Genomic DNA, 19560 nt, shown 5'->3' on the forward strand with positions numbered 1-19560 from the left:
AAACGCGATTTTACCGGCCCCGGTACCGGGGTCCCGGGCGGAATCAGCCGAGCAACCACCAGAGCAGCGCGCCGCCGATGATGCTGGTGAGGCCGAAGAACCTGAGTTGCCCGTCGCGCAGGCGCAGCATTTCCGAGAACATCCGGCGCCACAGGCCAGGCGCCAGCAAGGGCAGCAGGCCTTCGACGATCAGCACGAGGGCGAGCACGGGCCAGAAAAGTTCAGACACGACAAGTCCTCGTGAATCTGGGGCGCAGCATGTGAGCGGCGCCCCGGCCCCGCTCGCGCCTCAGCGGCTGGCGGGTGCGAGGTTGCTGCTGCGCAAGGCCTTGAAGAAGTCGGACGAGGGATCCATCACCAGCACATCGCCCTTGCTGGCGAAGCTGGCCTTGTAGGCATCCAGGCTGCGGTAGAACTGCGCGAATGCAGGGTCGCGTCCGAACGCATCGTTGAATGCGGCGGCGGCCTTGGCATCGCCCTCGCCCTTGATGAGCTGGGCTGCGCGGTACGCTTCTGACACGATCACTTCGCGTTGGCGATCCGCATCGGCGCGAATCTTTTCACCTTCGGCGAAGCCCGTGGAGCGCAACTCATTGGCCACGCGCTTGCGCTCGGCTTCCATTCGCTGGTAGACCGACGCGGTGATGCTCTCGGCATAGTCCACGCGGGTGATGCGCACATCCACCACGTCCATGCCCCAGGGCTTGTCGGCGCCGCGCACGGCAGCAAGCACCTCGCGCTTGACGTCCTCCATGAGCTGTTCGCGACGGGTAGAGAGCAGTTCGTTCACGGTGCGCTTGTTCACTTCCTGCTGGAAAGAGTTGCGCACCACCCGGTTGAGCTGCAACGCACCCGCGCGCTCAGTGATGCCGACATTGCGGATGTACTCCTGCGGCTCGCTGATGCGCCAGCGCACATACCAGTCGATGACCACGCGCTGCTTCTCGGCGGTCAGCGTGGGCTCGGTATCGGTGCTCTCCAGCGTGAGCAGCCGTTTGTCGATGTAAGACACGTTCTGGAACGGTGGCGGCAGCTTGAAGTTCAGGCCTGGCTCGGTGACCACCTGTTTGATCTGACCAAGCTGGAAGACCACGCCAAACTGACGCTGGTCGACCACAAACAGCATGGAACTGGCGATCGCCAGGGCCACGATGAGCGATGTAAGGATGAAACCCAGTTTGTTCATGTGAGTGCTCTCGGGTCGCGTGGGGCGGCTCAGCGGACTTCGCGCTCGCGCGAACGCGCGGCGTTGTCCATGCTGCGGCTGGCGGGCGTCGAGGTCGTGCCCGCACTCGGCGCAGGCACGCTCGGGGCGGTCGATGCGGCGGCCGCACCGGTCTGGGCGGTCATCTGCATGATCTTGTCCAGCGGCAGGTACAGCAGGTTGGAACCGGATTTGGAGTCGACCAACACCTTGGTCACGTTGGAGTAGATCTCCTGCATGGCATCCGTGTACATGCGCTCGCGCGTCACCTGGGGCGCCTTCTGGTATTCGGTGAGCACGGAGCTGAAGCGCTGCGAGTCACCCTCGGCCTGCGCCACGATACGGGCCCGGTAACCTTCCGCTTCCTCGGTCAACCGCGATGCGGCACCACGGGCGCGGGGCACCACATCGTTGGCATACGCCTGTGCCTCGTTCTTCGCCCGCTCACGTTCCTGGCCGGCCTTGAGCACATCGTCGAAAGAGGCCTGCACCTGCTCGGGCGGTCGCACGCCGCCCTGCTGCAGGTTGATGCCCACCACTTCAATGCCGACCTTGTAGCGGTCCAGGATGTTCTGCATCAATGCACGCACACGCGGAGCAATCTGATCACGCTCCTCGGCCAGCGCTGCATCCATCTTCATCTTGCCCACCACCTCGCGCACCGCGGTTTCAGCCACCTTGACGACCGAAGCGTCGGGGTCTCGGCTCTCGAACAGGAAGGCGCGCGCGTCGTTCAGGCGGTACTGAACCGCAAACTTGATCTCGACGATGTTCTCGTCTTCGGTGAGCATGGCCGACTCGCGCAGGCCGGTGGCGGGCACCACGTTGTCCCGGCCCACGTCAACCGACCGGATCTGCGTCACGAAGACGGTCTCATGGCGCTGGATGGGGTATGGCAGACGCCAGTTGAAACCGGCACCCACGGAGCTGTGGTACTTGCCGAACTGGGTGATGACGGCTTGCTGGCCTTCCTGGACGATGAAGAAACCAGTGCCCAGCCAGATCAGGACGGCGACACCGACGATCAGGCCAGCGCCAATGCCGGTGGTCTTCGGGCTGGGGTTGAAACCGGGCATGCCACCGCCCGAACCATTGCCACCGCTCCCACCGCCGCGGCCACCCTTGTTGCCCAGCAGGCCGCCGAGTTTGCGATTGAAGTCGCGCCAGAGCTCGTCGAGGTCGGGCGGACCTTGGTTGGGCCCCTGGCCCCGCGGGGGACGTTGAGGAGGACGCGAATCCTCGTCGCGACCCGGCTCCTGACCATCTTTCGAGCCTTCATTGCGGGATGCGTCGTCACCGCGACCCCAGCGGGGATCGTTCAGATTGAACATGCCCAGCCAGCGCCGCCAGCCCCGACGGCGGGAGGACTGCGCAGAAGCCTGGGCGCCGCGTGCGGGGGTTTGCAGATTCACATCCATGTGTTGCCAACTCTTTTCGGTGCAAGGTACAAAACAGTCACATTGTGCCCAATCAGGAGACCGGGTTGCCTAATTCAGGTGCTGGACCGGGGGACATGGACTCCGGGTCGCCCTTTTGCGCCAGCACACGCTCGGCCAGCAAGGCTCGGAGGGATGGCACGCCCTCGCCCGTGTGGGCGCTGACATGGATTCGAGGGACCGATTGCCCTTCCAGTTCCATCACGTCACTGAGGACGCGCGGCAGATGGTCGGGATCCACCGCATCGAGCTTGTTGAAGACCAGGATCTGGGGCACCTGATCCGCCCCGATGTCCTTGAGCACCCCCATCACGGAAGCGATCTGCTCGGGGTATGCCGGATTGGAGGCATCCACCACATGCAGCAGCAGGTCGGCATCAGCCGCCTCCTGCAGCGTGGCAGCAAAAGCGTCCACCAGCCCGTGCGGCAGGTCGCGAATGAATCCGACCGTGTCCGAGAGCGAGACCGCACGCCCCGCTTCGCCCAGGTAGAGTTGTCGCGTGGTGGTATCCAGGGTGGCGAAGAGCTGATCGGCCGCGTACGCGCGAGCCTTCACCAGGCTGTTGAACAGAGAAGACTTGCCGGCGTTGGTGTAGCCCACGAGCGAGATCGAGAACGTGTCGCGCCGTTCACGCTGACGCCGCTGGGTCGCGCGCTGCTTCTTGACTTTCTCGAGCCGATCCTTGGTGCGCTTGATGGCCTCACCGATCATTCGGCGGTCGAGTTCGATCTGCGTCTCTCCAGGCCCGCCGCGCATGCCGATGCCGCCACTCTGACGCTCCAGGTGCGACCAGCGCCGAACCAGACGGGTCGAGAGGTATTGCAGCCGCGCGAGTTCGACCTGCAGTTTGCCTTCATGGCTGCGCGCCCTTTGCGCGAAGATCTCCAGGATCAGCAAGGTGCGGTCATTGACCGGCAAGCCCAGGTGCCGCTCCAGGTTGCGTTGTTGTGCCGGACTCAGCGACTGGTCGAACAGGATTTCGGCCGCGCCCGTGGACTGGGCCAGCATCTTGATTTCATCGGCTTTGCCGGATCCCACAAAAAGCGCAGGATCCGGGGCGCGGCGCTTGCAGGTCACGCGCTCGGCCACCGAGTAGCCGGCCGTTTGTGCCAGCAAACCAAGTTCTTCGAGACCGCCGTCGAAATGGGGAACACCAAAATCCACACCCACCAGGATGACCGATGGCGTGGAGGATGAGGAGGGGACAGGCGCGTTCAAATGGTGTGGGCGGCAACGCGCAAGGCGCTGCAAGTCCGGCAGGCTCGCTGCACGGACTCAAGGTGATTCGGTATCAGGATCAGGGTGTGGGTTCGTCCGCACCAACCGCCGAGAACTGCACGGGGCGGCCGGGAACGATGGTGGAAATGGCGTGCTTGTAGACCATCTGCGTGACCGTGTTGCGCAGGAGCACGACGTACTGGTCGAAAGATTCGATCTGACCCTGCAGCTTGATGCCGTTGACCAGATAAATCGACACGGGCACATGCTCCCGGCGAAGCTGGTTCAGGAAAGGGTCTTGCAAGAGCTGGCCTTTGTTATTGCTCACGATATGCTCCGTGTTCAACGAAAGTTAATGAAGAATGGACCATACCACAGCACCCGTGGTGCACAACCGGTAACCCGAAATTCCTATTCCTTGAAGGGATTGGCCGACGTCTTGAACTCGATCCGCAAGGGCGTTCCCACGAGTTCGAAGGCCTTGCGGAACCGCCCTTCCAGGAAGCGTCGGTAGGCGTCCGGCACGTGCTCCAGTGAATTCCCGTGGATGACGATTACCGGAGGATTCATCCCGCCCTGGTGGGCGTAGCGCATCTTGGGGCGGAACATGCCGCTGCGCGTCGGGGCCTGGAAAGCAACAGCCTCTAGCAAAAGGCGGGTGAGCACCGGGGTGGTCATCTTGCGCATGGCCGAAGCGTGGGCCTGACCAATGGATTTCCAGACGGGTCCCAGGCCCTGGCGCTTCTTGGCCGAGATCAGGTGCATCGATGCGAACTTGAGGAACGCCAGACGGGTTTCCACCTGCCGTTCGATCTGCTCGCGCTGGTAGGCGTCGACCGCGTCCCACTTGTTGATGGCCAGGACGACCGCTCGGCCACTCTCCAGGATGTAGCCGGCAATGTGCGCATCCTGGTCGGTCACGCCCTGGGTTGCATCAAGCAGCAACAAAACCACGTGCGCGTTCTCGATTGCCTGGAGGGTCTTGACCACCGAGAACTTCTCGATGGCCTCGAACACCTTGCCCTTGCGGCGAATGCCGGCCGTATCGATGAGTTCGAACTTCTGTCCGCCACGCTCGAATGGCACCGAGATCGCGTCGCGCGTGGTGCCCGGGAGGTCGAAAGCCACCAGGCGTTCCTCGCCCAGCCAGGCATTGATCAGTGTGGACTTCCCCACGTTGGGTCGTCCGGCCACCGCGAGGCGGATCACGCCCGTCTCGGCCTCAGGTTCTTCCTCGTCCTCAGGCGGCAGTCCGGGAATGCTCTCCAGTGCGGTTTCGAGCATGGACCGGATGCCCTGGCCGTGAGCGCTGGAAGCCGGCAACACTTCGCCCAGACCCAGCTCGAAGAATTCCACCAACTGGAGACCCTGCGTCATGCCCTCGGCCTTGTTGGCCACGAGCACGGTGGGCTTGCCCAGGCGACGGAGGTATTGCGCGATCTCGTGGTCCTGCGCACTGATGCCCGCGCGCGCATCCACGACGAAGATCACCACATCGGACTCCGCCACGGCCTGGCGGGTCTGCTTGGCCATTTCCTTGTAGATGCCTTCGCTGGCTTCTGGCTCGAAGCCGCCCGTATCGATGACGATGTACTCGCGACGTCCCAGCTTGCCGTTGCCGTAGTGGCGGTCGCGGGTCAGTCCGGCGAAGTCGGCCACGATGGCGTCGCGCGTCCCGGTCAGCCGGTTGAACAGGGTGGACTTGCCCACATTGGGCCGGCCCACCAGAGCAATGACAGGCTTCACTGGGGGCGCCAGGCGTAGACGCCGCCATTGCGCGTCTGCACCACCAGCGCATCACCGGCCAGCGCCGGAGCGGACAGGATCGGCGAACCGTCGGTCGACAGGCGCGTCATCTCGCTGCCGTCTTCGCGTGAGATCAGGTGCACCTGTCCCGAAGCATCGCCCACGGCGACCACACGACCCAGCGCCAGCGGGGCACTCAGATCGCGGTACTTGAGGCGGTCAACGCTCCACGCGGGCTCACCGGTGCCGCGCTGCCAGGCCTGGAACTTGCCGTCGGATTCAGCGCCGAAGACCAGCCGGTCGTCCCCGTGCACGCCGGTGGTTCCCTGCGCTGGCCTGGTCCACACCAGCGTGCCGCGGGTCGTGTCTACGCAACCGACTGCGGCGCCATAGGCGCGCACGCAGACGCTGCCCCCGATGCGACTGGCCGGGCCGACGATATCGACCAGGCGTTCGACTTCATTGGTGCCGCGGGACGTGGCCACAGGTGCCTCCCAGCGGACCACGCCGTTTGACGGGTTCAGGCCGACGAGTCGACCCGACAGGCCCGCCACCAGCATGTCACCCACAGCCAGCAGCACACCGCTCTGACTCAGCACCAGCGGTTCCGCCGGACGCGTCTGGCTCCACAGCCGCGCGCCATTGGAACCGTCGAAAGCGATCACGGTGCGGTCGGCCGTCAGCACAAAAACCCGCTTGCCGGCAACCAGAGGCGCCGTGAACGCGCGCGCTGGAAGGCGAACGCGCCAGAGTTCTCGCCCGTCGGCGACTGCAACCAGTTCGTTCTCACGGGTGACGACAGCTGCCGTCTGTCCGTCCGCTCCCACGCCCGCCGCAATGCGGGCTTTGAGGTCGATGCGCCAGACATCTTTTCCAGTGCCGGCATCCAGTGCAGCCAACGTACCGGCCTCGCTGGCCACGAACACCCGTCCGGACGCCACCTGGGGCGCGAGCGAAGCGTGACCAGCGCCGACCTGAGCCGTCCAGGCGACCTGGGTGCCCATGAGGGCCGCCACTGGACCGAGCTCGGTGGGTTTGGGCTTGTCGGGGCCCGAAGAACACGCCGTCACCAAAACGGTGAGCGCAAGGCCGAGGGCGGCCAGCGTGTGGCGTGCCGGCAGTGGGAATCGGGAGATGGTGCGGTTCGGCATGGCGTTCAGGGCGCAGTAGAGGTCAGGCTGGAGACGTTCACGCCCAGGGCGGCGAGCTTCACTTCGACCAGACGACGGTATTCGGTGCGCGGGCCCAGGGCTTTCCAGGCATTCTGGTATTGCGCCCGAGCCTCGTCGGGCTTGCCTTGGGCCATGAAGATGTCGCCACGCCGGTCTGCCACCAGCGGTTCAAAGGATTTGGGCACCGGTGGTTCCAGGGTCTTGAGCGCCTGGTCGAAGGCTTTTGCCTCGAGATCGAGAGCGGCCAGGCGCAGGCGCGCCACGGCCTTGTAGGAGGCGTCGTCCGATTTGTCCGCTGCCCAGCTCAGCGCTGCACGGGCCTTGTCGGCCTGCCCGGCATCGAAGAGGGTCTTGCTGGCCAGCAAGGCCGCCTGGCTCGCGAAGGTCGTGTTGCCGAAGTTGGCCTGCATGTCGGCCAGGGCGCGCTCCATGCGCTGGGCATCCTTGGCGACTGCAGCACGGTCAACTTCGTCGTAGAGCGCTGCGGCCTTGACGGCCTGGTTCCGCTGCCACCAGTTCCAGCCATTCCAGGCCGCGAACGCACCGAAGACGACGATCAACACCCAGCTGATGAGGTTGCCGTAGCGGGTCCAGAAGTGTTTGATCTGGTCGAGCTGTTCCTGCTCTTCGAGGTCGAGGTGTTTGGCCATGGTCGTTGTGAACTGCGGTCGTGCGCTGTGTGCGCAACAGGGGATTGTAGGCGGGTGGTTGCGCCGCTTCGCACACGCTCAGTGCTGGCGAAGGCGGGCGGCCCATTCGGCCACCGCGGTCAGAGGCATCAGGGTTTGCGCCGCTTCGGTGGAATCGCCCACCCCCGACGTGCGCGGTCCCCGCAAGGGTTTGATGGCCACGTTGCCTTGTTGCATTTCCTGCTCGCCGAAGATGAGCGCATGACGCGCTCCGCTGGCGTCGGCCTTCTTGAACTGCGATTTCATGCTGCCCATGCCTTCGGGGCCGCCGGCGTGCATCTGCACACTCACCCCCTCGCGCCGCAGAGCACGCAGCACCGGCATCACCTCGGGCACACGGGCAGCCTCAGGCACCACCGCGTAGGCGTCGGGCACCGGCTGTTGCGGCAGCTTGCCCTGCTCCTTGAGCAGCTCGAGGATGCGTTCCATTCCCAAGGCCCAGCCCACGGCAGGCGCAGCCTTGCCGCCCATCTGTTCGAAGAGCCCGTCGTACCGACCACCTGCGCACACCGTGCCCTGTGAACCCAGTTGCAGGGTCACGAACTCGAACACGGAGAGGTTGTAGTAATCCATACCGCGCACCAGGCGAGGATTGACGCGGTAGGCAATGCCGTGCGCGTCCAGAAGGCCACGCAGACGGTTGAAGTGGTCCAGCGACTCGTCGCCCAGATGATCCATCAGGCGAGGCGCGGCATTCACCAGCGACTGCATCGAAGGGTTCTTGGTGTCGAGGATGCGCAGCGGATTGCTGTGCAGGCGACGCCTGGCCTCCTCGTCGAGCTGGTCAGCGTGAGCCTCGAGGTAGGCGATCAGTGCGCGCCGATGGGCCAGGCGCTCCGGTGGCTGGCCCAGGCTGTTGATTTCGAGCTCGATGGCTTCGAGCCCCAGCTCGGCCCACAGGTCGAAGGCCAGCACGATGAGCTCAGCGTCCACATCCGGGCCAGCGAAACCCAGGGCCTCGGCACCAAACTGGTGGAACTGGCGATAGCGGCCGCGCTGAGGCCGTTCATGGCGAAACATGGGTCCCATGTAGTAGAGCCGCTTGGGCCCGTCGTACAGCATCGAATGCTCGAGAGCCGCGCGCACCACACCCGCGGTGTTCTCCGGACGAAGCGTGAGGTGTTCGCCATTGAGCCGGTCTTCGAAGGAATACATCTCCTTCTCGACGATGTCGGTCACCTCGCCCAGGCCGCGCACGAAGAGCGCCGTCGGCTCGACGATGGGTGTGCGCAGGTTGCGGTAGCCATATCGGCGCATGAGGCCGCGCAGCTTGTCTTCCAGCCACTCCCAGTGCGCTGACGCAGGAGGGGCGATGTCGTTCATGCCTTTGACGGCGGTCAGTTTGTCTGCCATGTGCGGTGGGACGGTTCAGGCCGGCGTGCCGAACCGCTTCTCGATGTAGTTTTCGACGATCGTCTGGAATTCCTGCGCGATGCCTGCACCGCGCAGCGTCATGGCCTTTTGCCCGTCGATGAAGATCGGTGCGGCTGGCGCTTCACCGGTTCCCGGCAGACTGATGCCGATGTCGGCATGCTTGCTCTCACCCGGACCGTTGACGATGCAGCCCATCACCGCCACCTTCAGGCCTTCGACGCCCGGATAGCGCGCGCGCCACGCCGGCATGGAGGCGCGCAGGTAGTCGTCGATCTGCTTGGCCAGTTCCTGAAAGGTCGTGCTGGTGGTGCGACCACATCCGGGGCAGGCGGTGACCGACGGCACGAAGGCGCGCATCCCGAGCGCCTGGAGGATCTCCAGGGCGATCACGACTTCCTGGGTGCGCGCCTCGCCCGGCTGCGGGGTGAGTGAGACGCGGATGGTGTCGCCAATGCCTTGTTGCAACAGCACGGAAAGCGCAGCCGCCGAGGCCACCGCACCCTTGGTGCCCATGCCCGCCTCGGTCAGGCCCAGGTGCAGCGCGTAGTCGCAACGCTGAGCAAGCGCCTGGTACACGGCGATCAGGTCCTGCACCGCACTCACCTTGCAGGAGAGGAAAACGTTGTTGCCATTGAGGCCGATGGCCTCGGCGCGCTTCGCAGATTCAACAGCGGACGTGATCAATGCCTCGTACATCACCTGGCGTGCATCCCAGGGATCGGTGCGACCGGCGTTTTCGTCCATCAAGCGGGCAAGCAGATCCTGATCCAGGCTGCCCCAGTTCACGCCGATGCGAACCGCCTTGTCGTGTCGGGCTGCAATCTCGACCATCTGGGCAAACTGGCGATCGCCCTTGTCCCCGCGGCCCACATTGCCGGGGTTGATGCGGTACTTCGACAACGCCTCGGCGCAGGCTGGGTGGTCGGTCAGAAGCCGGTGACCGTTGTAGTGGAAGTCGCCGATGAGCGGCACGTTCACCCCCATGCGGTCCAGCTGTTCGCGGATGTAGGGGACGGCTTTGGCGGCTTCGTCGTTGTTGACGGTGATGCGGACCAGCTCGGACCCGGCCAGTGCGAGCTCCTTGACCTGGATGGCCGTGCCCACCGCGTCGGCCGTGTCGGTATTGGTCATGGACTGCACGCGCACCGGAGCGTCGCCGCCCACCGTCACACGGTGGCTGCCCCAGGCCACCACGCCCTGGCGCGTGCGTCGCGGCTGCGCCAAAGAAAGCGGAATCGGTTCGCAGGAACTGGCCATTCGAACAACGTCGTCCATCGTCACTTCACCTCGAACCGCGCCACGTTGTTGCGGGCGATCGCATTCACATCGAAAGGCCGACCGCGCACGGTGACCTGGGCCGACTCGGCGCGTCCCAGCACCACGGAATACGGCGGCGAACTGGAAAAATCGACGGCGTCGCCGGGTTTGAGCATTCGCTGGATGACCACGCTGCCGTTGCCATTGGTGACCTCCACCCAGGATTCGCCGGTCGCAGCGATCGTGAGCAGGGTGCCAGGCGTGGGGGCCGCATTCGGAACCGCTGAGGTGGGCGGAGTGGTGGGGGCTGCGGGTGCAGGCTCGGCCGCGGGGACATCTGGCGCAACTACAGCCGCCTCGCCAGTGCCGGGCGCGCCAGCGGGCTCCATGGGCACGGGGCTGGCTCCGGGCTCCACAGCGGCCACCGGCTCCACCGGGGTCACCACCGAATCGCCCACGACGCCCGCCGGGGATGGCTCCTGAGCGCGCGGCAGGAACACGATCACCAGGGCACCGAGCAACAGCGCGATGGCCGCCAGCAAGGCCGGGCGAGACAGCCAGGAGAGCGGATTGACGGGCGCGGGATCGCTCGCGGGCTTGAACGGTGCGTTGATGGCATGGCGGGAATCGCCGAGCTCCGGCGCCACGCCCTGGGGAATCTGGCCGAGGATGGGTGCGGGGTCGACCTTCAAATGACGGCAAGCACTGGACGCCAGTGCGCGCGCGAACGTGAGGTCGGGCAGTTCGTCGTAGCGCCCGGCTTCCAGCGCCTCCAGCTTGCGCACCGGCACCTTGAGTGCGGCCGCGAGGGCTGCAATATGCAGGCCCGCCGACTCGCGCGCGGCACGCAGGAGCACCGGACGACTGCCCGCCTCCATCGCGTTCTGCACCTCACTCATCGAAGGCCCCCCGCTGGTAGGACGCCCACTCCCGCGAATCGGCGTATCGGCGACCCAGTTGCTGGGCGAGCTGCCGCATGGCTTCGACGTTGCCGACCCTGCGCTCGACCTTGATGCCGAGCCAGAGCGTCTCTGCGTTGGCCAAGTCGGAATTGTTGAGGCGGCGGATCGTGAACTGAGCCTTTTCGTTCTCACCGCGCCGGAACTGCAGGGCGGCGAGGTTGTAGGCGGTGATGGGATTGCTCGCATCAAGTTCGTAGGAGCGCGCCAGGCTGCCCTCTGCCTCGGCGAACTGGCCCGCGCGAACCTGGCACACGCCTTTGGCCATCAGGGTCTTGGCCTGTCCGCCATAGACAGGACTGGCCATCGCCTGCTGGAACAGATCGATGGCCTGGGCGTAGCGACCTTGCTGGCAGGCAAAGAGCCCGTAGTGATGGAGCACGTCCGGATCGCGCGGACTGAGTTGCTGCGCACGGCGGAAGCTTTCTTCCGCGAGCGGCAGCTCGTTCATGCGCGAATACACCAGGCCGCGCAGCATGTACGCAGAGGCATAGGTCGGATCGGCAGCCAGGGAGAGCTTGATCTCGTCCAGTGCAACCGTGGTCTGGCCCTGCCCGAAGTAGCCGGCAGCAAGCTCCAAGCGGATTCGCGCGCGCTTGCGTGCCTCGGGCTCATCCGATTCCGTGAGCGGTTCGACCGTGCGGCCCGCGCTCGGTGCAGCGCCCGGAGCCGCACCGGGGTTCTGTGCGCAGCCTGCGAACAGCACAAGGGTGGCGAGCACCAACAGCCATGCAAGAGGCCAGGGCCTGGAAGTCGAACCGGAGATGCGGAGCGCTGGGGTCATGCCTGCCTTTCCTTGCGGACGATGCGAATCGGTCTTGCGGTGGTCTCGCGACGTTGAGCCAGCCGGCTGGCCGCGTTGGTGCGGTCCAGCACGTCGCCCGCCAGTTGCCCGCACGCGGCGTCAATGTCGTCGCCCCGGGTCTTGCGCACGGTGGTCACCACCCCGCCCTCGTTGAGGATCTGTCCGAAACGCAGCACGACGGGGCGCGGCGAGCAGGTCAGACCCGAATCGGGGAACGGGTTGAAGGGGATCAGGTTGATTTTGCACGGAACACCACGCTCGCCGTGTCCCTTGAGAAGCGCAAGCAACTCCCGCGCATGTTCGGGCTGGTCGTTGACGCCGTCGAGCATGCAGTACTCGAAGGTGATGAAGTCACGCGGCGCGGCCGGCAGGTAGTGCAGGCAGGCGTCCAGCAACTCGGCAATGGGGTACTTCCGGTTGAGCGGAACGAGGTCATCGCGCAGCGCGTCGTTGGGAGCGTGCAGCGAGACCGCCAGCGCCACCGGGCAATCCAGCGCCAGCCGCTCGATCATCGGCACCACGCCGGACGTGGACACCGTGACCCTCCGCCGCGAAAGGCCATAGCCGTGGTCGTCAAGCATCACGCGAAGCGCGGGCACCAGGGCGCTGTAGTTCTGCAAGGGCTCACCCATGCCCATCATGACCACGTTGGTGATCACGCGTTCGGTCGACTTCAGGTGGCGACGAAGGAAATGCTCGGCATGCCAGAGTTGCGCGACGATCTCGGCGGTGGTGAGGTTGCGCGAGAAACCCTGGTGACCGGTGGAGCAGAAGCGGCAGCCCACCGCGCAACCAGCCTGGGAGGAGATGCACAGCGTGCCGCGATCGTCCTCGGGAATGAACACGGTCTCGACCGCGTTGCCGTCGCCCACGTCGAACAGCCACTTGATGGTGCCATCGGTGGAGTCCTGGCGGGAGAGGACGGGAAGGTCGGCGATGGTGCAGACACCGGGCAGCTTTTCACGCAGGCTGCGGGCGAGATCCGTCATGTCGGCGAAGTCCGCCGCACCCTTTTGATGAATCCAGCGAAACAGCTGCACTGCGCGAAAGCGCTTCTCGCCCAGCTGCTCGCAAAAGGCGGCCAAACCCTCGAGATCGAAGTCGAGCAGGTTGGCCGTCATGACATGATCAACGCGAGTAGACGTTGAGGCCGGCGAAGAAGAAGGCCACTTCGGCAGCAGCGGTCTCGGGCGCGTCGGACCCGTGCACGGCGTTGGCGTCGATGCTGTCGGCGAAGTCGGCGCGAATGGTGCCAGCGGCAGCCTTCTTGGGATCGGTGGCGCCCATCAGGTCGCGGTTCTTGGCAATGGCGCCCTCACCTTCCAGCGCCTGGATCATCACCGGGCCGGAAATCATGAAGTCGACCAGGTCCTTGAAGAAGGGACGGGCCTTGTGCACGGCGTAGAAAGCCTCGGCTTCGCCGCGCGAGAGATGGGCCATGCGGGCGGCCACGACCTTCAGGCCGGCGGCTTCGAAACGGGCATAAATCTGGCCGATGACGTTCTTGGCGACGGCGTCGGGCTTGATGATCGAGAGGGTGCGTTCGATGGCCATGGAAATCCTGAAGTTGTTGGGTCAGTCAACCGAGGTATGAGACACCTCGCAAAGCCCATGATTCTACATCGGTCGAGCCATGGAGGCTGGCTTGATCGGGCGCTCAGCGGCCACCCGAACGACCACCACCGCCCCCACGGCGGCGCCCCCCCGCTGCCGGACCCCCGCGGGCGGAGTCCTGTTCGCGGCGGCGCTGCAGGGCGTCCTGTCCGATGTAGCCAAAGGAGGTCTTCATGGGATCGGGTTGGCTCTGGCCAGTTCCCGGCGGCTTGCCTGCGCCTTTGCCCCCCCGGCCCCTGCCCTTGCCTCCCGGGCCAGCAGGCGACGCACCCCCCATGCCGTAGCCACCCGAACGCCGGTCGTCGAAGCCCGGCCCTTCGGCGCGGCTGCCCGGGGGTTTGCCCTGCCCACGGCCGCCCTGACCCCGGCGCACGGGTTGCTGGGTCGGATGACGTCCCGGTGCACGCGGTGGCCGGCCCGCTGAACTTTCGTCGCCGTCCTGCATGCCTGCGGCAGCCGTCAAGCGCCCGATGTCCCGGTCGTCCAGTTCCACCCAGGCGCCACGTTTGAGTCCACGTGGCAGCATCATGGCGCCGTAGCGGATGCGGATGAGACGGCTGACCGCGTGACCGACCGCCTCGAACATGCGGCGCACCTCGCGGTTGCGGCCTTCGCCGATGGTGACGCGGTACCAGCAGTTGGCGCCCTCACCGCCGCCATCCTCGATGGAGGCGAACTGGGCCATGCCGTCGTCGAGGCGCACCCCATCGAGAAGCCGCTGCTTCTCTTCGTTGGACAGGGCGCCGAGCACGCGCACGGCGTACTCACGCTGCAATCCGAAGCGGGGATGCATCAGCCGGTTGGCCAACTCACCCGAACTCGTGAGAAGCAGCAGGCCCTCGGTGTTGAGATCCAATCGCCCGACCGACTGCCACTTGCCCTGCATCAGCCGGGGAAGCCGCCTGAAAACTGTGGGGCGGTTCTGCGGGTCGTCGTGGGAGACCACCTCGCCCGCCGGCTTGTGGTACGCCAGCACCCGCGGAGGCGGTGGCGTCATGCGCACGCGCACCGGCTTGCCGTTGACCTTGATCGTGTCGCCAAACTGGATGCGCTGACCAATGTGGGCCGGCTCGCCGTTGACGGAGATGCGGCCTTCCAGAATGAGCTGCTCCATCTCCAGCCGCGAACCCATGCCGGCCTGCGCCAGCACCTTGTGCAGTTTCGGCGACTCGGGTTGGGCGCTGAGCACCCGCTTGGTCGGCAGCGGCAGGTCCTGTTCCTGCTCGGCGTCAAAGGCACCACTGACGACGTCGTCGAAGCGCAGCGCTTCGGACTCCGATGGTTCAGCCGCTGTGGGAGGGTGGTTCGCCGGATTCATGGGTTTCCTGTGAGGAGGTTTCCAGCGCCTGGGGGTCGCCTGGAAGGGTGTCGGCTGTGGACAGCAGGTCCACCGATTCGGCGGGTTCAACGGTGTCACCGGGCTCAGGTTGCAAACTGGCCGACAGCGAATCGAAATCCAGCCGGTACAGGGCGGATTCCTGCACGTCGCTGCCCTCCAGTGGAGGCAACTGGTCGAGTGAAGAGAGGCCGAGATCGTCCAGAAACTGGCGTGTGGTGGCGAACAGCGCGGGGCGGCCCACGGTCTCGCGATGCCCGATCACCTCGATCCAGCCTCGATCCTCGAGCTGCTTGATGATCAGCGAATTGATGGTCACGCCGCGGATGTCTTCCATATCCCCCCGCGTGACAGGCTGGCGGTAGGCAATGATGGCCAGCGTTTCCATGGTCGCACGGCTGTAGCGGGGCGGCTTCTCCGGGTGCAGCCGATCCAGAAAGGGGCGCAACTCCGGCCGGCTTTGAAACCGCCACCCGGTGGCCACCTTGACCAGCTCGACCCCGCGCCCGGTCCATTCAAGCTGCAGGTCGGCCAGCAGCGATTTCAGCGTATCGGCAGATACTTCGTCGTCGAACAACGTGCCGAGCTCCCGCACCGACAGCGGCTGGGGTGCGCAGATCAAGGCTGTCTCGAGGACGCGCTTGGCATCCGTGGTGTTCATGGTGTCGGTCGGTCCAAATGCCGGCTGGCAGCCGGGACTCTCGGTAGGGCATCGGGAACACCGCCACGCTGTCGACCGCCTGGAGCGGGAAAGGGATCGGAGGGGTGCAACCGGTTGCCGTGGCGGGGCAACTTCAAGGGGTCTGTGGGTCCAGGAAGGCGCTGGCCACACGGTCGCGATTGTAACGGAGGCCGCTTTCTTCCATGGCGGACTGCATGTCCGCTGGCGGGGCGCTCTCGAACACCAGGTCCTTGCCCGTGGTGGGATGTCGAAGGCACAGCCTCGCAGCATGCAGCGCCTGCCGCGCCATGCCCCACTGCACCCGCCCGCCATACAGCGCGTCGCCTACCAGGGGATGGCCCAGCCACGCCATGTGCACGCGGATCTGGTGCGTTCGTCCGGTGTGGAGCCTGCAGGCCACCAGTGAAGCCTGGTCGGACCCTTCGATCAGGCGGATGGTGGTCTGCGCCACCTTGCCGATACCGCCTTCCGGGCGCACCACCGCCATGCGGAGGCGGTGGTGCACATCGCGTCCAATCGGCTGGTCGACTTTCTGCTCGGAAGCGCCCTGCCAGCGACCCTGTGCCAGGGCAAGGTACTGACGGCTCACGTCGCGAGCGGCAATGGCACGCACCAGCGCTTCCATGGCCTGCCGGCTCTTCGCCACCAGCATGAGGCCCGAGGTGTCCTTGTCCAGCCGATGCACGATGCCCGCGCGTGGCAGGCTCGCGGCGCCCGCGTGGTGAGCCAGCAGCCCATTGAGGAGTGTGCCGTTCCAGTTGCCGGCGGCCGGGTGCACCACCAGCCCAGCCGGCTTCTGGATCACCAGCAGGTCGGCGTCTTCGTGAACCACATCCAGCGCCATCGGTTCGGGCACGAAGGCCTGAGCCTGCAACGTGGGTCGCAACTCCACCGTCAACCGATCGCCGGCGGCGATGCGTGCAGCCGGCTTGCGAAGCGGGCTGCCGCGAAGCACGACGGCCCCATCGGCCATGAGTTGCTGCAGATACGAACGGGAGAATTCAGGGATCAGGGCCGCCAGCGCGCGGTCGATGCGCCAGCCGTGCATCTGCGCGGGCACTTCGCAGTCACGGGTTTCGACATCCGGCCCGAGCTCGTCGACCAGCCCTGGCGATGAACCTTCTGTGACATCCCCCGTCGATATAATTTGCGATGCCAAACCCATTGTCCCGTTGTAAAGGTGCATCCTTGATGCTTAGTTTCAGATTATCGGTGGTGTCCCCCTGTGTGTTGGCAACGGCACTGGTGTTGGGCGCGTGCAGCACCAAGCCCGTGGATGAGACGGTCGGCTGGAGTCCCAATCGCATTTACACCGAAGCCACCGAAGAGCGCTCTGCTGGCAATTTCGAAAAGTCGGTGACCCTGCTGGAAAAACTCGAAGGGCGTGCCGCCGGTACGCCGCTGGCCCAGCAGGCCCAGCTCGACAAGGCTTACACGCACTACAAGGCGGGTGAACAGGCACAGGCGCTGGCCGCCATCGACCGCTTCCAGAAGCTGCACCCGGCCAGCCCGGCGATGGACTACGCGCTCTACCTCAAGGGTCTGGTCAACTTCAACGACAACCTCGGGCTGTTCGGTTCGCTGGCCCGGCAGGATCTGTCCGAGCGGGACCAGAAGGCGGCCAAGGAGTCTTTCGAGGCCTTCCGCGAGCTTGTCGGCCGCTTCCCGGACTCGCGCTATACACCCGATGCGCGCCTGCGCATGACGTACATCGTCAACTCACTGGCGCAGTACGAGGTGCACGTGGCACGCTACTACCACAGCCGGGGCGCCTACGTGGCCGCCATCAACCGCGCGCAATCCGCGCTGACCGACTACACCGACGCGCCTGCACTGGAAGAAGCCCTGTTCATCATCGTGAAGTCGTACGATGCCCTGGGCATGACGCAGTTGCGTGACGACGCGCAGCGCGTGATGCAGGCCACTTACCCACAGAGCGAGTACCTGAGCAAGGGCTTCAAGTCGGTCGACAGTCCCTGGTGGAAGCTCTGGTAAGCACCAGCGCATCAAGGGCTTCGGTCATCTCGGCCTCGTCTTCCAGCCGCCGCATGGCGGGCAAGGCCGCCAGCAGTCGGTTGCCGTAAGAACGGCTGAGCAGCCGGCGGTCCCCGATCACGAGCACCCCCCGGTCCGACTCCGAGCGGATCAGGCGTCCGGCCCCTTGCTTGAGGGCCATGGCAGCCTCCGGCAGAAAACCATCGGTGAACGCGTTGCGGCCATCGGCCTCCAGCAGACGCGCCCTTGCTTCCATCAAGGGATCGTCGGGGGGTGGAAACGGCAACTTGTCGATCACCAGGAGTTGCAAGGCATCTCCCGGCACATCCACACCCTCCCAGAACGACGCCGAAGCCACCAGCACCGAGGCTTCGGTGGTCGCACGGAACCGATCCAGCAAGGCGCGGCGGGAACCGCGCCCCTGCGCCAGCACCTGCAGCGGCCTGCAACGGCCTTGCCCGATCAACTCCATCAGCCGCTGCGCCAGGCGGTCCGCGGCGCGCAAGGTGGTGGTGAGCACCAGGGTGCGCCCCCCCAGTCGGGAAGCCCAGCGGGCGACCGAATCGGCCAGGGCTGGCGTGTGAGCCTCGTCGGCGGGCTCGGGCAGGTCCTCGGGCACATACAGTGCGGCCTGGGACAAATGGTCAAACGGGCTCGGCACCTGAAGTGAACGCAGCGCAGGATGATCGGTCAGGCCCAGGCCACGGGTGAACCATCCCAGCGTCGCTTCATGGCCCAGGGTCGCGGAGGAGAAGATCCAGCTTCGACTTCGCTGCGGGTCGGGCCTCAGCAACTCGCGAAACAGGCTGGAACTGTCAGCGGGCGAGCGCACCACCCGCCACGACCGGCCCTCCCCCCATTCCACCCAACGAATGCGACCGTCCTCCGACTGACTTTCGCTGAGATCGCGCCACAACGCGTGCATGCCCTCGGCGCGCACAAGAAGACGCTCCAGATCCGCGGAAGCCTGCGCGGTGCCCTGCAACGACTGCACCACATGGCCCAGGGCTCGCTCCAGTCCGGCTACGGCGTGGGCCCAAAGCGTCGGGTCGGCGCCCTGCGGAGCGACGTCGGTCCAGCGGCTGCGCTGCGGGCCTGCCCGCGGCACCGCCAGCAGTGCCTTGCCGGCCTGCTCGAGATGCAGGGCCAGGTGCGCCCAGGGCCGCTGGCCGCGCGCCCATCGGGGTCCGTGCAAGGCAAGGTCTTGCCCCAGTTCGCGCAGCGCAGCAGATCCGATGGACTGGCCCAGAAATCCGATGCCTGTGTCGTTGAGCTGATGGGCTTCGTCGAAGACGACCACGCCAGCCGCAGGCAGCATGGCCGCGACGCCGGTTTCCCGCAGCAACTGGTCGGAGAAGAAGAGGTGGTGGTTGATCACCACCCAGTCGGCTCCCAGGGCATCTGCGCGCGCACGGTGGACATGGCAGGCGGCATGTTGGGGACAGGATCCGCCAAGGCAGTTGTCACGCGTCGAGGTGATCAAAGGCCGCAGGGGCGATCGTTCGTCCAGGCCGTCGAGTTCGGCGAGATCTCCCCGGCTTGATCGTTGAGCCCACTGCATCACGCGGGACAGCCCCGACGCGATCGCGGGATCGCGAAGGCCTGTGGACGCCGGGCCGTTCAGCGCCTGATCGAGCCGCTGCAGACACACGTAACTGCCACGTCCCTTGAGAAGCGCCACGCGCACCGGCATGCCCAGCGCGTTGACCACGGCGGGAATGTCGCGGTTGAAGAGCTGGTCCTGCAGCGCCTGCGTGGCCGTGGAGAGCAGTGCGCGTTGACCGCTCAGGAGCAAGGGGACCAAATAGGCAAAGGTCTTGCCCACGCCGGTGCCCGCCTCCACCGCCAGGCTTTCGCCTGCCTCAAGTGCGCGTGCCACGGCCTGCGCCATGGCGCGCTGGCCACGACGCTCGCGCAGGCCGGGCCGGGCGCGCGACAGCGGTCCGTCGGCAGCAAATGCCGCCTCGACCTCGGATTCCAGTGTGCTCAGAGTGCCTCCGTCGGCGCCGTGCATCGTCCACGGCGGACAAAGTCACAGGCGGCGCTTTGGCGCCGTCCAGCGGCGCCAGTTG

The 19560-nt window shown here is 65.8% G+C and carries 19 protein-coding genes; 1 reads left to right on the forward strand and 18 read right to left on the reverse strand.

Going from position 1 to position 19560, the window contains the following annotated elements; genetic code table 11:
- Positions 1-43 precede the first annotated feature (43 nt).
- The 17 genes from ACTIEY_RS11255 to ACTIEY_RS11335 all read right to left on the reverse strand — a co-directional run bounded on the left by ACTIEY_RS11255 (position 44) and on the right by ACTIEY_RS11335 (position 16658).
- Positions 44-229, reverse strand: coding sequence for a DUF2065 domain-containing protein (locus ACTIEY_RS11255; RefSeq protein WP_439519192.1), 186 nt, complete (start codon positions 227-229; stop codon positions 44-46).
- Positions 230-289: 60 nt separating this feature from the next.
- A complete protein-coding gene (gene hflC / locus ACTIEY_RS11260; RefSeq protein ID WP_439519193.1) occupies positions 290-1186 on the reverse strand; it encodes a protease modulator HflC in 897 nt (298 codons plus the stop codon).
- Between the two features lie 29 nt (positions 1187-1215).
- Positions 1216-2535 carry an FtsH protease activity modulator HflK gene (hflK, locus tag ACTIEY_RS11265; RefSeq protein ID WP_439519445.1) on the reverse strand — a complete coding sequence of 440 codons (1320 nt, stop codon included), beginning with the start codon at positions 2533-2535 and terminating at the stop codon, positions 1216-1218.
- Between the two features lie 139 nt (positions 2536-2674).
- Positions 2675-3859: a GTPase HflX gene (gene hflX, locus ACTIEY_RS11270; protein ID WP_439519194.1), complete on the reverse strand. Its 1185-nt coding sequence runs from the start codon at positions 3857-3859 to the stop codon at positions 2675-2677.
- Between the two features lie 79 nt (positions 3860-3938).
- The gene (gene hfq, locus ACTIEY_RS11275) at positions 3939-4205 is read right to left on the reverse strand and encodes an RNA chaperone Hfq (protein ID WP_439519195.1); all 267 of its coding nucleotides are present in this window, start codon (positions 4203-4205) and stop codon (positions 3939-3941) included.
- Positions 4206-4270: 65 nt separating this feature from the next.
- Positions 4271-5605: a ribosome biogenesis GTPase Der gene (gene der, locus ACTIEY_RS11280; protein WP_439519196.1), complete on the reverse strand. Its 1335-nt coding sequence runs from the start codon at positions 5603-5605 to the stop codon at positions 4271-4273.
- On the reverse strand, positions 5602-6756 hold the full coding sequence (gene bamB / locus ACTIEY_RS11285; RefSeq protein ID WP_439519197.1) for an outer membrane protein assembly factor BamB: 1155 nt from the start codon (positions 6754-6756) through the stop codon (positions 5602-5604). Before bamB ends, der begins: the two co-directional genes overlap by 4 nt.
- A gap of 5 nt (positions 6757-6761) precedes the next feature.
- Positions 6762-7427, reverse strand: coding sequence for a YfgM family protein (locus ACTIEY_RS11290; RefSeq protein WP_439519198.1), 666 nt, complete (start codon positions 7425-7427; stop codon positions 6762-6764).
- Positions 7428-7505: 78 nt separating this feature from the next.
- The gene (hisS, locus tag ACTIEY_RS11295) at positions 7506-8819 is read right to left on the reverse strand and encodes a histidine--tRNA ligase (RefSeq protein ID WP_439519199.1); all 1314 of its coding nucleotides are present in this window, start codon (positions 8817-8819) and stop codon (positions 7506-7508) included.
- 15 nt (positions 8820-8834) lie between these two features.
- Positions 8835-10115: a flavodoxin-dependent (E)-4-hydroxy-3-methylbut-2-enyl-diphosphate synthase gene (gene ispG / locus ACTIEY_RS11300; RefSeq protein WP_439519200.1), complete on the reverse strand. Its 1281-nt coding sequence runs from the start codon at positions 10113-10115 to the stop codon at positions 8835-8837.
- Between the two features lie 2 nt (positions 10116-10117).
- Entirely contained in the window at positions 10118-10996 is an 879-nt protein-coding gene (locus tag ACTIEY_RS11305) for a helix-turn-helix domain-containing protein (protein ID WP_439519201.1), read from the reverse strand.
- Positions 10989-11840, reverse strand: coding sequence for a type IV pilus biogenesis/stability protein PilW (gene pilW / locus ACTIEY_RS11310; protein ID WP_439519202.1), 852 nt, complete (start codon positions 11838-11840; stop codon positions 10989-10991). Before pilW ends, ACTIEY_RS11305 begins: the two co-directional genes overlap by 8 nt.
- Entirely contained in the window at positions 11837-12982 is a 1146-nt protein-coding gene (gene rlmN / locus ACTIEY_RS11315; RefSeq protein WP_439519203.1) for a 23S rRNA (adenine(2503)-C(2))-methyltransferase RlmN, read from the reverse strand. Before rlmN ends, pilW begins: the two co-directional genes overlap by 4 nt.
- 7 nt (positions 12983-12989) lie before the next feature.
- Positions 12990-13415: a nucleoside-diphosphate kinase gene (ndk, locus tag ACTIEY_RS11320; protein ID WP_086123506.1), complete on the reverse strand. Its 426-nt coding sequence runs from the start codon at positions 13413-13415 to the stop codon at positions 12990-12992.
- 103 nt (positions 13416-13518) lie between these two features.
- On the reverse strand, positions 13519-14793 hold the full coding sequence (locus ACTIEY_RS11325; protein ID WP_439519204.1) for a pseudouridine synthase: 1275 nt from the start codon (positions 14791-14793) through the stop codon (positions 13519-13521).
- Entirely contained in the window at positions 14759-15472 is a 714-nt protein-coding gene (gene scpB / locus ACTIEY_RS11330; protein WP_439519205.1) for an SMC-Scp complex subunit ScpB, read from the reverse strand. The genes ACTIEY_RS11325 and scpB overlap by 35 nt, the downstream gene beginning before the upstream one ends.
- 133 nt (positions 15473-15605) lie before the next feature.
- Complete coding sequence (locus ACTIEY_RS11335) at positions 15606-16658, reverse strand: RluA family pseudouridine synthase (RefSeq protein ID WP_439519206.1); 1053 nt, start codon at positions 16656-16658, stop codon at positions 15606-15608.
- A 26-nt stretch (positions 16659-16684) separates the two neighbouring features.
- On the opposite strand from ACTIEY_RS11335, the gene ACTIEY_RS11340 reads away from it, so the two are divergent.
- A complete protein-coding gene (locus ACTIEY_RS11340; RefSeq protein WP_439519207.1) occupies positions 16685-17488 on the forward strand; it encodes an outer membrane protein assembly factor BamD in 804 nt (267 codons plus the stop codon).
- Here the strand turns inward: ACTIEY_RS11340 and ACTIEY_RS11345 are convergent.
- Positions 17451-19502 (reverse strand): ATP-dependent DNA helicase, encoded by a 2052-nt coding sequence (locus ACTIEY_RS11345; RefSeq protein WP_439519208.1) that lies wholly within the window; start codon positions 19500-19502, stop codon positions 17451-17453. The genes ACTIEY_RS11340 and ACTIEY_RS11345 overlap by 38 nt on opposite strands.
- Positions 19503-19560 lie beyond the last annotated feature (58 nt).

It is taken from the genome of Hydrogenophaga sp., from assembly GCF_051858985.1.
Lineage (GTDB): Bacteria > Pseudomonadota > Gammaproteobacteria > Burkholderiales > Burkholderiaceae_C > Hydrogenophaga.

Excerpts from the sequence above, each read along its gene's own strand:
- hflC (WP_439519193.1), bottom strand. The coding sequence starts at position 1,186 with ATGAACAAACTGGGTTTCATCCTTACATCGCTCATCGTGGCCCTGGCG.
- hflK (WP_439519445.1), bottom strand. The coding sequence starts at position 2,535 with ATGTTCAATCTGAACGATCCCCGCTGGGGTCGCGGTGACGACGCATCC.
- bamB (WP_439519197.1), bottom strand. The coding sequence starts at position 6,756 with ATGCCGAACCGCACCATCTCCCGATTCCCACTGCCGGCACGCCACACG.
- ACTIEY_RS11290 (WP_439519198.1), bottom strand. The coding sequence starts at position 7,427 with ATGGCCAAACACCTCGACCTCGAAGAGCAGGAACAGCTCGACCAGATC.
- hisS (WP_439519199.1), bottom strand. The coding sequence starts at position 8,819 with ATGGCAGACAAACTGACCGCCGTCAAAGGCATGAACGACATCGCCCCT.
- ispG (WP_439519200.1), bottom strand. The coding sequence starts at position 10,115 with ATGGACGACGTTGTTCGAATGGCCAGTTCCTGCGAACCGATTCCGCTT.
- ACTIEY_RS11305 (WP_439519201.1), bottom strand. The coding sequence starts at position 10,996 with ATGAGTGAGGTGCAGAACGCGATGGAGGCGGGCAGTCGTCCGGTGCTC.
- pilW (WP_439519202.1), bottom strand. The coding sequence starts at position 11,840 with ATGACCCCAGCGCTCCGCATCTCCGGTTCGACTTCCAGGCCCTGGCCT.
- rlmN (WP_439519203.1), bottom strand. The coding sequence starts at position 12,982 with ATGACGGCCAACCTGCTCGACTTCGATCTCGAGGGTTTGGCCGCCTTT.
- ndk (WP_086123506.1), bottom strand. The coding sequence starts at position 13,415 with ATGGCCATCGAACGCACCCTCTCGATCATCAAGCCCGACGCCGTCGCC.
- ACTIEY_RS11325 (WP_439519204.1), bottom strand. The coding sequence starts at position 14,793 with ATGAATCCGGCGAACCACCCTCCCACAGCGGCTGAACCATCGGAGTCC.
- scpB (WP_439519205.1), bottom strand. The coding sequence starts at position 15,472 with ATGAACACCACGGATGCCAAGCGCGTCCTCGAGACAGCCTTGATCTGC.
- ACTIEY_RS11335 (WP_439519206.1), bottom strand. The coding sequence starts at position 16,658 with ATGGGTTTGGCATCGCAAATTATATCGACGGGGGATGTCACAGAAGGT.
- ACTIEY_RS11340 (WP_439519207.1), top strand. The coding sequence starts at position 16,685 with ATGCTTAGTTTCAGATTATCGGTGGTGTCCCCCTGTGTGTTGGCAACG.
- ACTIEY_RS11345 (WP_439519208.1), bottom strand. The coding sequence starts at position 19,502 with ATGCACGGCGCCGACGGAGGCACTCTGAGCACACTGGAATCCGAGGTC.